The following is an 11,993-nucleotide window of genomic DNA, read 5'->3' on the forward strand; positions in this document are numbered from 1 at the left end:
GTTGTCAAGGCAAGGGGTTAAACAACAGAGTATGCTTAAAATGTCCATTTTGTTCTCCTGAATGATTTATCGTTTACACAATAATAATCATCCAGAAGAGATTGACAATTGATTGGCGAAGGTATTGAGTTATACAATGATCTTCTTTCTCTGTCGCCGACTCAACATGAAATACACACCATGAAATCTCTTCCTGTCTTTATCTATTTTCTCAACAACCGAACCACCAAGAGAAACTTCTTTGTTTTATCAAAATTTATCGCCTTTCTCATCGCTCTGGTATCCTTATACAGTGTGCTTTTTCATCTTCTGATGCTTTATGAAGGAAGAGAGTTCAGCTGGATAACCGGTTTTTACTGGTCATTGACTGTTATGTCCACTCTGGGTTTTGGCGATATCACCTTTCAGACAGATCTTGGACTGTTTTTTACCCTGGTTGTTCTCCTTTCCGGGGTTATTTTTTTATTGATCCTCCTCCCCTTTACCTTTGTGCAGTTTTTTTATCAACCCTGGCTTGAGGCCCAGCAAAAGGCGCGCACGCCCAAAGAGTTACCCCAAAAAACAGCAGGCCATATCATCCTTACCTCTCTGGAGCCGATGACTATGATTCTGATCAAAAAACTGCAACGGTACGGCTACCAGTATGTCTTGATTGAACCGGATGTGAACAAAGCGCAAAAATTGCACGAAGAAGGCTATACCGTAGTTGTGGGAGAGTATGACGACCCGGAAACCTATAAACGATTGCGTCTTGCCCAGGCCCGTCTGGTTGTTGCCACCAACGATGATCTCACCAATACCTCCATTGGATTCACCATTCGTGAAGTAACACATCAGGTGCCGATTATTACAAATGCTGATAATGTTCATTCTGTTGATATCCTCGAATTTTCAGGTAACACCAAGGTCTTTCAATTCACTAGAATGCTGGGGCATGGGCTTGCAGGCCGAATTAATGCTATCAGCCTGGGAGCTGGTATATTAGGAAATATCAATGGATTGATGGTAGCAGAGTTTTCAGCCGTAGGAACCGTTTTTGAAGGACAGGCCATTTGGCAGACCGGCATTACTGAAAAAACAGGGCTACGGATCGTTGGAATCTGGCAGCGGGGAGCATTTATTGCTCCTCAACCAGAAACCGTGATCACAGCAGCTATGGTACTGATGCTGGCTGGCTTACAAGAACAGTTTGAGCGATATGATACGCTTTTTCAGCCTGATATTGCAATACAACAGGATGAGCTTCCTATCCTGATTCTGGGTGGTGGTCGGGTAGGAAAGGCTGCTGCCGAGACCTTGGATGAATACGGTCTGCGTTCTATTATTGTGGAAAAAGACAAGGCCGTGGTCAAGCAGATTATGCGGCAAGGCCGCAGGGAATGCTTGCTCGGTGATGCTGCTGATATTGATGTATTGCGGAAAGCTGGCATTGAAGAAGCCAGAACCGTTCTTATAACAACCCGTAATGATGCGGTGAACATCTATCTTGCCTTTTATTGCCGAAAGCTCCGCTCCCAGATTGAAATCATCAGCAGGGCCCTTGAAACACGTTCGGTTTCACGATTGTATCGGGCAGGGGCTGATTTAGTCATATCAGCGGCCTCATTGGGAGCAAATGCGATTTTGCAGGAGCTTCGCCCCAATGAATGTTCTATGTTTACCGAAGGAGTGAGTATTTCCAGTAGAATTATTCCCAACAGTCTGGTGGGGAAAACCCTTGCTGAGGCCCTGCTGAAGAAACACCAGGGCTATACCGTGCTTGCTGTGCAAAGAGAGCAGGAGCAGATTTTTGATCCTCCACCGGAAACAGAACTTCAGCGTGGTGATCGGATTATTCTGATTGGAACAGAGCAGGAAGAAGAGGAGTTCTGGGATATTACGATGATGGAGTAGGGATGTGGAGTAGGGGCAGGAGGCGAACAACGCCTCCCAAACAAGGCATCTCAAAGAAACCAGTCGCTCTTTTCAAACCATCCTTTCCTGGGACCAATCATTATGCTCAAATTCGGCATGATCTGGTTTTTTCGGTTTGATCTCCTCCATGCGCTGGCGGAGCCAAACCATGACCTTATCAAACTCAGAACTCATTTCCTGCATAGCCTTGCCTCGATGGCTGACCTTGCTCTTTTCTTCCATACTGACCTCAGCAAAGGTCTTGCCAAAATCCTCGTAATAAAAGACCGGATCATAGCCAAATCCTGCCTCGCCCTGCCGTTCCTCGGTAATTTTTCCCTCACAGCTGCCTTCCCAGGTCAGGGCCGGGCCACTAGGGGTGGCTAAAGAGAGAACACATTGAAAACGGGCGGTACGGTCTTTCTTGCTTTTCATCTCCTGAAGAAGTTTTTCGCAATTATCCCAGTCTGTGGCATTTTCACCACTATATCGGGCGGAATAGACACCTGGGGCTCCATCAAGGGCATCTACTACCAGCCCGGAATCATCTGCAAGTGCAGGGACTCCGAGAACCCGTGCGTAATGATGCGCCTTTTTATAGGCATTATCATCAAAGGTTGCACCGTCCTCAATGGCTTCAGGCAAGGGACCGTAGTCCTTCAGGCATTTCACTTCAATGGGGAAGTCTTTTACCAATTCTTTGAATTCTTTGACTTTATTCTGGTTGTTGGTGGCAAGAACAATAATGTTGTTCATCGGTTTATCTCCGTAAAAAAGTATCAGGGGAGCGTTCTTTGCAGTTTCGGCCCGTAGCTGGATATTGTAGCTGCCGTTTTCTTCTAGACCGCCGATATTCACCCATTTATATTAAATTCCACACTGTATACAATAGTTATTGACACATTCAGATAAGTCCTTGATAACGTTTTCTTTCACGATCCTCGGATCATCTTCTCTAGCTGAATGTCTTCGTAATGATTCTAAATAACTCATTCTGTATTTGGGACCAAAGTTTATTTTTTTAATTCCGCTTTCTATAACCATCCTAATCTCATCCGATTTGAGGTTATCTGCTCCATGCAAAACAAGATGGACATCAGGATAACGTTTAACTATTTTTTGTATGGCTACCAGCTTAAGTCGGTACAAAAGTTCGGTTTCTGAGGTCTTCGAATTCGGTAAAAGCTCCACGATGAACAGTTTGCGACGGTCTGCGCAATTGATTGATTTTGCAGGCTGTCCCGTCTTAAGTTGGTAGCCCAAAAGAAACAACTGAATAAACAGAATGTATCATTTTGCGCTGATTTTTTACTGGACAGTCAAGTCTTCTAGGCCAGCATAAACCACCCAGAGGATCAAGAGTAACCTTCCGAAAATAAGTAAAATTCTTCAGCAGCCAAAACGATTCACGGGCTGTAATAAGAGGAGTCAGGTCCAAATCCAGCTCTTCATCGTCTTCCATAACCACATGCAGCCGATACCCCTGAAACGCCTCCACCATGACAGCTTTTTTCCACGGTGTGTTAATTGCTAAAGTTCATGCCCCTCTCTGCTTCGATTTCATACTCCCAATTCTTTGCGCAGAACGTCAGGCCGGTTTTTGGCTATTTTCAGTAACGAACGCGCTGCGCCGCTCGGTTTGCGCCGTCCCTGTTCCCACTGTTGTACAGTCCGTTTGGATACGCCCAGCAGGTCGGCAAAGGCACTTTGTGACAAATTCATATTAAGACGAATACGGGTTGTCGAGCCGGTCGAGGGACTAGTGATTCTACCTATTCCGCCCCCCTGCTTCAGCTCTGCGCTTGCTTGCTTGATCTCCTCCTGAAGATCTCTTCCGGCGTCGCGTTCTGCAATTTTCTGTTCAGATAATTTTGGCATTGTCTACAGCCTCCTTCAGCATTTTAAGATCATTCGCTGTAATATTTTCACGGGCACTTTTGCTGTATACCGTGAGTAGCCAGATGCGCCCCTGAATATCCTGTACATAGTACAGGATTCTCAACCCGCCGCGTTTTCCCATACCTGCACGTCGCCATCTCAGTTTTCTGACGCCACCTGTGCCAGGAACTACCGCTCCTGCCTGTGGAACCTCCAAAAGGTATCTTTTGCAGGTGCAGAAACTGCTCTTCGCTGAAGTAGTTATCCCGATAACGGCTAAATAAGCTGAGTTCAATAAAACTGTACATAATTCATCTATACTCCAATGGAGTATAGAGTCAAGGTGATTTTCCACTCAGGAAACCAGAATTATCCTCTATGTGCCCAATTTTGATTTGGGTTTCCGCATTTTCTTATCATAACGCTCTTGCTCGCTATAGATGCAACCGCAATAGGGCTGACGGTAGAGATCCATAGCAATGGATTGGTCAATGCCCTGTTGCCAGCCTTCCCGAAAGTCCTGATACAGGAACTGGACAGAAAATTTTTGCGCCAAGGCCTCAGCTTTTTGCCGAATCATAGCATGACGCTGATATTTTGAATAGAGCAGGGTTGTTGTAAAGGCATCAAAGCCCTGAGCAGCAGCCTGTTCCGCAATATACTCAAGACGCATATCATAGCAGAGGGCGCATCGTTGGTTTTCATGAAAAACAACCTGGCGAAGGTATTCTGTTAATCCGTAGTTCCGGTCAATATCCACCTTGAATTTTTTCTGTTCTGAAAAATCAACCAGGGCCTTAATCCGGCGCTTAAATTCACGAAAGGGATGAATATTGGGATTAAAGAAATATCCTTTGACCTCATGCCCCTGACTGCGCAGTACCTCTAAGGGATACACTGTACAGGGGCCGCAGCAGACATGGAGCAGCACCCTCATGATTTTATCTTAAACTGCTTGGGATCAATACCGTAGTTATGTATTTTATAGTTGATAATCCGAAGGCTTGTTTCCAAACGGGCCGCCGCCTTGGTCTGATTTCCGTTGGTATGTTTAAGTGCATCAATAATCAACTCCCGCTCAAAACTCTCCACAGCCCCGGATAAAGAAAGCGGGCTGTCTGTATTTACCGAGTCTGAACTTTGCAGGGTGGGAGGCAGATGAACCGAGCTGATGGTATTGGAATCGCAGATAAGCACGGCTCGCTCCATGCAGTTTTGTAATTCACGGACATTACCAGGCCAGTGATACTTGATCAATAAATCAATGGCAGTGGTGGAAATTCGCTCAATGCGCTTATTATTTTCCTGGCAATACTGCTCAAGAAAATACTCTGCCAGTAACAGGGTATCTGTTCTTCGTTCTCTGAGTGGGGGGAGATGAACAGGGAAAACATTGAGCCGGTAATAGAGATCTTCCCGGAAAACACCTTCAAGCACGGCCTCCTCAAGATTGCGATTGGTGGCTGCAACAAGCCGGATATCTGCTTTGATAATTTCGCTCCCACCCAGGCGTTGAAAACAGCGTTCCTGGATGACGTTGAGCAGTTTTACCTGAACAGTGGTGCTGAGTTCGCCGATTTCATCTAAAAAGAGGGTGCCACCTTCAGCTAACTCAAAGCGCCCTTTTTTTTGTTGCTCAGCCCCGGTAAAGGCCCCTTTTTCATGACCAAAGAGTTCGCTTTCCAGCAGGTTTTCCGGCAGAGCAGAGCAATTCACCACCAGAAAGGGTTTACTTGCCCGTTGGGAATTATGATGCAATGCCTTGGCAACCAGGGATTTTCCGGTCCCTGACTCACCCCGGAGCAGGACTGTGGCATTGGAGTCAGCAACCCGATGCACCATTTCAAAGACTTCCTGCATCCGTGAGGAGTTGCCTATGATGTCAGAGAGACGGTTTTTGGCAGAGAGTTCTCTGCGAAGACGCTGGTTTTCCTGCTGTAGTGCCTCTTTTTCTCTGTTGATGACCTGTACCCGATGAACAGCCTGGGCAATAAGCGCACTAACAATGGTCAGAAAACGAAGATCCTGCTCTGATTGTGAGCCCAATTCTTTATCATAGTAGCGATCAACAGATAAGGCACCAATGGACAGGTTATCTGCCCGGTCGTGGAGGTCTTGGGCAAGCACTTTCTGCTCAGAGCTTTCAAACGTGATTTTTATAGGAACACAAATAAAGGAACTTTTCTTTTTCTGCTCATCATTGCGGCTCCCGGTTCTATTAAGAAAGAGTGGCTCTTCACCAATTCGGGGAACAATAACAGGTTCACCTGTGGAAACAACCCGGCCAGTAATTCCTTCGCCCAGCTTATATTTTCCTTTTCGCTGTGCTGTTGCGGTAATCCCGCAGGCTATTTCGATTTCCAGCTCCCGGGTTAATGGATTTACGATAGTTACGGTACCGTTTTCCATTTCTTTCATTTCCGCCAACACCCGAACCACGCTGTTCAGATTCTCCTGAAGGTCGTTCCCGGCAGCAAGAATTTTTGTTATTTCGTAAAGACAGGAGAGATCTTGACGCGCAAGTTCTTGATTTTTTATTGAAGTATTTAACTCAGTGGTCATAATGAATCAACATCAGGAGAATATTGACAGGATACATTTTAAATGGTATAAAAACTCAACATCAACACTCTGACACAGAGTCAGGAGGAATGGCCGAGTGGTTGAAGGCGGCGGTCTTGAAAACCGTTGTACGAAAGTACCGTGGGTTCGAATCCTACTTCCTCCGCCACATTGATAATACGTTCTTGTTCTACAAGATGTTCTACAAGACTTAGGAGAGATGACCGAGCTGGCCGATGGTGCTCGCCTGCTAAGCGAGTGTGGGGGTTAAACTCCACCGAGGGTTCGAATCCCTCTCTCTCCGCCATAAATTGAAAAGCCGCTCTTCTAGTAAGAGCGGCTTTTTTTATTGCTCTTGTTGTGCGTTGCTTCATAACCGTTAAAACCCCCAGAGTAATGTGCGCTTAATCCATCCAGTCACATTATCGTGCTGGACTTTCGCCCACCCCTTTCTTTGCTCCAATGTTTTAAACACCACACCATAATAGGCTTTGGCAATGACCTTACTCCTGGTGCTGGGTTTACTGCGAATATTTATTTTCCCTTTATTCTTTTTCTGTGCCTTAACAACCATGTGGCCGGATCGGTTGACAACATCTTTGTGTACCCAGCCAACAGTTCCTTCAAAATCCTTTACCTGGAACCACTCTCCTTTTTCTTTCAGAATTTTTAAGGGAAAACCAACGCCCAGTTTCCATATAACTTTTTTGTTGAGGCCTGGACCGGATCGCATATTCACATTATCGTTCTTAACAGCAACCATCTTAGCTAAGGTAGATTCAGCGGTCAAACTGCTCAGAAGAGCAAAAATAAATAGAATGATAAAAGTATTTTTTTTCATGGTATTCAATGTTTGTTTTTTATTTTTCCATCTTGCTATCAGACACTAAATTGATCAGGCGGTCAAGATCATCAGGAGAGGAGTACTCTATCTCCACCTTGCCGCATACACCATTCTGAATAATGTTCACCTTGGTGTTAAATTGTTGTGTTAACCGGGTTGAAAGAGATTGGCAGTAGGCATCGGGTAGCCCATTTTCCTTCTTTTTTTTTCCAACAGGGGGCTTTTTTTTCTTCTGCACGGCCTGTCGGCAAAGATTCTCTGTCTGGCGAACAGAGAGGTCCTCTTTCAGTATCCGTTCTCTGATTTCCTGCATATGGGCAGGATCATCCTTAAGGCGAAGCAGTACCCGTGCATGCCCTTCGGAAATGAATTCCTGAGCAACATCATCTTGTAATGATGACGGCAGTTTCAAGAGTCGGAGTGTATTGGTTACAGTTGAACGTTTCCGGCCTACTTTACGGGCAACTTCTTCCTGGGTCAAACGAAACTCATCAATAAGTCGAGAATAGGCAATAGCCTCTTCAATAGGATTCAGATCCTGTCGTTGAAGATTTTCAATCAGGGCAAGCTCTAAGCTTTCATCTTCGCTTTTGGTCTCCATGAGAACCACAGGAACTTCTTCTTCCCCAATGAGGCGGGCAGCTCGCAGACGGCGTTCACCTGCAATCAGCTTATAGCGATTACTACCATTGGTACTGACCAGAATGGGCTGAATAATCCCTCTTTCGCGAATAGACTCTGCCAGCTGGGTGAGTTTCTCCTCGTCAAAAAGGTTTCTCGGTTGATGGGGATTAACTTCTATCTTATCTATATCACAGAGGAAAAACTTTGAATCTTCTTCAAGGGACATGTCATCCGGAAGGAGAGCACCGACACCTCTGCCCAGCACGTTTTTTGAACTCATTGTTTTTTCCTGTTTCTCCGTAAGAACTCATTACCAAGTTTCTTAAAAGCCTTGGCACCAGCACAATTTTTATCATACTCAATAATTGTCTTGCCGTGGCTGGGACTTTCGCTCAACCGTACGTTTCTCGGTATAATTGTTTTGAAGACCTGGTCCTTAAAATGTTTTTTAACTTCTTCGGACACTTTATGTGTCAGACTGTTTCGTTGATCAAACATGCTCATCAAGAGTCCCTCAATATACAGTCCCCGATTCAGACTTTTTTTCACCTTACGAATGGTGCCGATCAGTTGGGATAAACCCTCCATAGCAAAATATTCACATTGCATGGGTATAAGTACAGAATCTGCTGCTGTCAAGCCATTAATTGTCAGGAGCCCGAGAGAGGGAGGGCAGTCAATGATGATATAATCGTAACATTCCCGTACTTCTTTGAGAATTTTGCGGAGTTGTTTCTCCCGGTTTTCTCTTGAGATTAATTCGATCTCAACCCCGACCAAGTCTAGGGAAGCAGCAAGAATAGACAGGTTTTTGATACTGGTCTTTTGAATACAATCTTTTGTATTGAGTGATCCTGTATAGCAGTTATAGAGATGTTTTTCCGGATCTGCATTAAACAGACCAACACCACTTGATGCATTGCCTTGAGGATCTGAATCAACAAGAAGCATTTTTTTTCCTTTGGTTGCCAAGGTGGCAGCAAGGTTAATAGCAGTGGTCGTTTTCCCTACACCACCTTTTTGGTTAGCAAGTACAACGATTTTTGACTTCATCAGAAATACAACCCTCTTTTTTTGTTAAATCTTGACACTCATCTTAATTTTTAAAAAGAATAAAGTCCGTTAAACTTATAACATAAAAGCAAACCAAGACAGTTCTCTGGTTTGCGGGAAAAACAGATCAAAAGAGCAGAATGCCGATTGTTGATTTTGAGCTTTCTGTGTATAGTACACTACTCTGACAATGCGGTGAATGTTTTTTATGTTTCACGTGCAACATTTCTCTCTCAACGCTCTTTATGTGCTCCTTGTGCCATTTACCTAGTAAAAGAAAAGGACAGTTATGTTTTTGACAGATATACTCATTATCGGTAGCGGTGTGGCAGGGCTTTCCTTTGCCCTCAAGGTGTCTTCTTTTGCCCGTGTCACCTTGGTTACCAAAAAGCAGAGTGCAGATACGGCAACAAACCTCGCCCAGGGAGGAATCGCCGCAGTCCTTTCAAAACATGACAGCTTTGAAGAGCATGTTCAGGACACCCTGATTTCTGGAGACGGTCTCTGTAATCGAGACGTTGTCCAAACAGTGGTGGAGGAGGGAGGGGATCGCGTTCGTGAGCTTGTGGATTTTGGAGTAAGCTTTCAGCAGGGGGAAAAAGGAGAAGAGTTTGACCTGGGCATGGAAGGAGGGCATTCCGCCCGTCGGGTTGCCCATGCCAAGGATATGACAGGTCGGGAGATTGAACGTGCCTTGTTGGCTCAGGTGCAGAGCGATGAGCGGATAGAGATCCTGGAAAATCATATGGCCGTTGATTTGTTATTGGAATCTAAGGCTGAAAAAGAAAGCGCAACAGGACAGGATCGTTGTCTCGGTGCCTATGTTCTGAACCGAACAAGTGGTGAGGTGGAGACCTGGCAGGCAGGGGTAACTGTGCTCTGCACCGGGGGAAGCGGTAAGGTCTATCTATATACCACAAACCCAGATATTGCCACAGGAGACGGAGTGGCAATGGCCTATCGGGCTGGTGCAAAGGTGGCTGATTTGGAGTTTGTTCAGTTTCACCCAACCTGTTTCTTCAATCCAAGGGTCAAGAATTTTCTCATCTCAGAGGCTGTGCGAGGGGAGGGGGGGATCCTGATTAATAAACAGGGGCAGCCCTTTATGCAGCAATATGATGCACGGGGAGATTTGGCAACCCGGGATGCGGTTGCCCGTGGTATTGATACGGAAATGAAAAAAAGCGGTGCAGACTGCGTGTATCTGGATATCACCCATAAGGGGGCAGATTTTTTGGAACAGCGTTTTCCGACTATCTATAATACTTGCAAAAAGTATGGGGTTCATATTGCCCAGGAACCTATTCCGGTTGTTCCGGCAGCCCATTATATGTGTGGTGGCGTGTTGACCGATACATGGGGTGCCAGCTCAGTCAATAATCTGCTTGCCCTTGGAGAGACTGCCTGTACAGGACTGCACGGGGCAAATAGGCTGGCCAGTAATTCCCTTTTGGAGGCTGTTGTTTTTGCCCACCGGGCCGCTCAATGGGTGAAAAAGAATTGGGTTGAAATCAGCAGTCAGTCATCGTGTCATGTTCAGGACTGGAGAATTGGAAGGGCTCAGTCTATTGAAGAAAATGTTTTGATCAGCCATAACTGGGATCAAATCAGGCGTTTGATGTGGAATTACGTTGGGATCGTTCGTTCCAAAAAACGTCTCCAACTGGTCGAACGACGCATGCGTCCTATTCTGATTGAGACCAAAGAGCATTTTTACGATTACCTGCTCACCCCGGATTTGATTGAGCTTCGCAATATCGTTCTAATGGCTGACCTGATCATCAAGAGTGCATCGTTACGCAGGGAGTCACGAGGACTGCATTACATGCTTGATTACCCGGAAAGGGACGATGTCTTTTTTAGCAAGGATACCGTGTTGGAAAAGTGAAGCTTCTTCCACAAACAATGATCATATTTTTTCCTGTTATTCACAAGAGGCATGCGAGAAGATCTTGACATGCAAGAGCCATTTGACTTTTTTTGCCCACCTTTACGCCACGCCAAAACGATCCACACTGAACCATTTGCAGCCCGCAGGAAGGCTTCAAAAAGCGGTTTTTCGTCTCTCCGCCTTTCCATGACAACCTTTCCATTGACTTTTCAGTAATATATTATATTTTATTGAGCTGTAGGCTGTTGATCTCTCTAATACAATCTGGGTCTGTCCTTTATTAATATTCTTAATCCCTGAACATACTGAATCGACAAATGAAAATAGAAGAAGAAATACAACCCGATGAGGGTGTGAAAAAAAAAGACTCATCTGAAGAATCTCTGCAACTCAAAAAAAAGAAATTAGAAGATAAAAGGCGCACAATTCTTCAAGATGTAGCAAGTTGTAAAGTTGATACAATTCAACAGAAAACTGCTTGGGTTCTCAATCATTATTCTAACGCTCGTAATTCCGACATTACCTGTCAGTTACAATTTTGGGAAATATTTGAAAAAGAACATTATAATCCAACTAAATTTACACCACGGGATCTTTACAAATTAACAAAACTTACATCTATTGCACGCGCACGAGCAAAAATTCAAAATGTACACAACCTTTTCCTTGCAAAGCCAGAGGTTAGAAAACGTAGAGGAAAGCTGGCAGAGTCAGAGAAACAAAAAGCACTAGAAGATACTCCCTCATATCCAGTCTATGCTGTTTATGCTGATGAAAGTGGTAAGACGGGTGAACATTTAATAGTGGGTAGTATGTGGATTCTTAATGGAATAGATACAGCTCATTTAGTGAGTAGCATTGAAGAATGGAGAAAAAATAAAAATTTTCATAGAGAATTCCATTTTAAAAAAATCACTAAATCAAATCTTCCGTTATATCTAGAAGTTCTTGAAATTGTAAAAGAACGTTCTTCTGCTTTAAGTTTCAAGGCGTTATCGGTAGAAAGAAAAGGAATAAAAAATAACCATGATGGGTTAACCCATTTATATTTTAATCTATTAATTCATGGCGTAGATCATGAAAATTCAAGTGGTCGAGCTCCTTTGCCAAGAAATATACAACTGATAATTTCACCTGACCTTCAACGGGCTGTTTTTCATAGCTAACCGTGTTATACTCCATGAAAATGCTTTTTAATCATAACATTGGAGGATGCACTTATGTTAACAAACGAACTCAATTGGTTTT

General features: G+C 44.5%; 13 protein-coding genes and 2 tRNA genes. 5 read left to right on the forward strand and 10 right to left on the reverse strand.

The annotated features are described in order from the left end of the window. Window positions 1-180: 180 nt before the first annotated feature. On the forward strand, window positions 181-1,893 hold the full coding sequence (locus L2082_RS15435) for a potassium channel family protein (RefSeq protein ID WP_446010236.1): 1,713 nt from the start codon (window positions 181-183) through the stop codon (window positions 1,891-1,893). Between the two features lie 72 nt (window positions 1,894-1,965). Here the strand turns inward: L2082_RS15435 and L2082_RS15440 are convergent, their stop codons facing one another. The 7 genes from L2082_RS15440 to L2082_RS15470 all read right to left on the reverse strand — a co-directional run bounded on the left by L2082_RS15440 (window position 1,966) and on the right by L2082_RS15470 (window position 6,333). After that, a complete protein-coding gene (locus L2082_RS15440; RefSeq protein WP_446010237.1) occupies window positions 1,966-2,649 on the reverse strand; it encodes an XTP/dITP diphosphatase in 684 nt (227 codons plus the stop codon). A gap of 111 nt (window positions 2,650-2,760) precedes the next feature. Next, window positions 2,761-3,084, reverse strand: coding sequence for a class II fructose-bisphosphate aldolase (locus L2082_RS15445; protein WP_446010244.1), 324 nt, complete (start codon window positions 3,082-3,084; stop codon window positions 2,761-2,763). 55 nt (window positions 3,085-3,139) lie between these two features. Further along, window positions 3,140-3,394: a DUF2442 domain-containing protein gene (locus tag L2082_RS15450; protein ID WP_446010238.1), complete on the reverse strand. Its 255-nt coding sequence runs from the start codon at window positions 3,392-3,394 to the stop codon at window positions 3,140-3,142. A 59-nt stretch (window positions 3,395-3,453) separates the two neighbouring features. Further along, window positions 3,454-3,771, reverse strand: a complete 318-nt coding sequence (locus L2082_RS15455; protein WP_446010239.1) for a helix-turn-helix domain-containing protein — start codon at window positions 3,769-3,771, stop codon at window positions 3,454-3,456. Further along, the gene (locus tag L2082_RS15460) at window positions 3,755-3,988 is read right to left on the reverse strand and encodes a type II toxin-antitoxin system RelE/ParE family toxin (RefSeq protein ID WP_446011932.1); all 234 of its coding nucleotides are present in this window, start codon (window positions 3,986-3,988) and stop codon (window positions 3,755-3,757) included. The genes L2082_RS15455 and L2082_RS15460 overlap by 17 nt, the downstream gene beginning before the upstream one ends. 159 nt (window positions 3,989-4,147) lie before the next feature. After that, the gene (locus L2082_RS15465) at window positions 4,148-4,708 is read right to left on the reverse strand and encodes an epoxyqueuosine reductase QueH (RefSeq protein ID WP_446010241.1); all 561 of its coding nucleotides are present in this window, start codon (window positions 4,706-4,708) and stop codon (window positions 4,148-4,150) included. Further along, window positions 4,705-6,333: a sigma-54-dependent Fis family transcriptional regulator gene (locus L2082_RS15470; RefSeq protein ID WP_446010242.1), complete on the reverse strand. Its 1,629-nt coding sequence runs from the start codon at window positions 6,331-6,333 to the stop codon at window positions 4,705-4,707. The genes L2082_RS15465 and L2082_RS15470 overlap by 4 nt, the downstream gene beginning before the upstream one ends. Before the next feature lie 83 nt (window positions 6,334-6,416). On the opposite strand from L2082_RS15470, the gene L2082_RS15475 reads away from it, so the two are divergent. Continuing rightward, a tRNA-Ser gene (locus tag L2082_RS15475) sits at window positions 6,417-6,502 on the forward strand. A gap of 45 nt (window positions 6,503-6,547) precedes the next feature. Then, window positions 6,548-6,640, forward strand: a tRNA-Ser gene (locus tag L2082_RS15480). A 72-nt stretch (window positions 6,641-6,712) separates the two neighbouring features. Here L2082_RS15480 and L2082_RS15485 read toward each other — a convergent pair. From L2082_RS15485 to L2082_RS15495, 3 genes are read right to left on the reverse strand one after another with little or no spacing between them, the layout of a single operon-like run. Then, entirely contained in the window at window positions 6,713-7,174 is a 462-nt protein-coding gene (locus tag L2082_RS15485) for an SH3 domain-containing protein (RefSeq protein WP_446011933.1), read from the reverse strand. A 19-nt stretch (window positions 7,175-7,193) separates the two neighbouring features. Then, window positions 7,194-8,081: a ParB/RepB/Spo0J family partition protein gene (locus L2082_RS15490; protein ID WP_446011120.1), complete on the reverse strand. Its 888-nt coding sequence runs from the start codon at window positions 8,079-8,081 to the stop codon at window positions 7,194-7,196. Beyond that, a complete protein-coding gene (locus L2082_RS15495) occupies window positions 8,078-8,854 on the reverse strand; it encodes a ParA family protein (RefSeq protein WP_446011119.1) in 777 nt (258 codons plus the stop codon). The genes L2082_RS15490 and L2082_RS15495 overlap by 4 nt, the downstream gene beginning before the upstream one ends. A 289-nt stretch (window positions 8,855-9,143) precedes the next feature. Between L2082_RS15495 and nadB the strand changes: the two genes are divergently transcribed. Next, entirely contained in the window at window positions 9,144-10,742 is a 1,599-nt protein-coding gene (gene nadB, locus L2082_RS15500) for an L-aspartate oxidase (protein ID WP_446011934.1), read from the forward strand. Window positions 10,743-11,062: 320 nt separating this feature from the next. Next, window positions 11,063-11,911: a hypothetical protein gene (locus L2082_RS15505; protein WP_446011935.1), complete on the forward strand. Its 849-nt coding sequence runs from the start codon at window positions 11,063-11,065 to the stop codon at window positions 11,909-11,911. The last annotated feature ends 82 nt before the right edge of the window (window positions 11,912-11,993 follow it).

It is taken from the genome of Candidatus Electrothrix sp. (assembly GCF_052785085.1).

What these genes read in the sequence shown, in the direction of transcription:
- L2082_RS15490 (WP_446011120.1), bottom strand. Translation starts at nt 8,081, where the DNA reads ATGAGTTCAAAAAACGTGCTGGGCAGAGGTGTCGGTGCTCTCCTTCCG.
- L2082_RS15440 (WP_446010237.1), bottom strand. Translation starts at nt 2,649, where the DNA reads ATGAACAACATTATTGTTCTTGCCACCAACAACCAGAATAAAGTCAAA.
- L2082_RS15435 (WP_446010236.1), top strand. Translation starts at nt 181, where the DNA reads ATGAAATCTCTTCCTGTCTTTATCTATTTTCTCAACAACCGAACCACC.
- nadB (WP_446011934.1), top strand. Translation starts at nt 9,144, where the DNA reads ATGTTTTTGACAGATATACTCATTATCGGTAGCGGTGTGGCAGGGCTT.
- L2082_RS15495 (WP_446011119.1), bottom strand. Translation starts at nt 8,854, where the DNA reads ATGAAGTCAAAAATCGTTGTACTTGCTAACCAAAAAGGTGGTGTAGGG.
- L2082_RS15485 (WP_446011933.1), bottom strand. Translation starts at nt 7,174, where the DNA reads ATGAAAAAAAATACTTTTATCATTCTATTTATTTTTGCTCTTCTGAGC.
- L2082_RS15505 (WP_446011935.1), top strand. Translation starts at nt 11,063, where the DNA reads ATGAAAATAGAAGAAGAAATACAACCCGATGAGGGTGTGAAAAAAAAA.
- L2082_RS15450 (WP_446010238.1), bottom strand. Translation starts at nt 3,394, where the DNA reads ATGGTGGAGGCGTTTCAGGGGTATCGGCTGCATGTGGTTATGGAAGAC.
- L2082_RS15470 (WP_446010242.1), bottom strand. Translation starts at nt 6,333, where the DNA reads ATGACCACTGAGTTAAATACTTCAATAAAAAATCAAGAACTTGCGCGT.
- L2082_RS15465 (WP_446010241.1), bottom strand. Translation starts at nt 4,708, where the DNA reads ATGAGGGTGCTGCTCCATGTCTGCTGCGGCCCCTGTACAGTGTATCCC.
- L2082_RS15455 (WP_446010239.1), bottom strand. Translation starts at nt 3,771, where the DNA reads ATGCCAAAATTATCTGAACAGAAAATTGCAGAACGCGACGCCGGAAGA.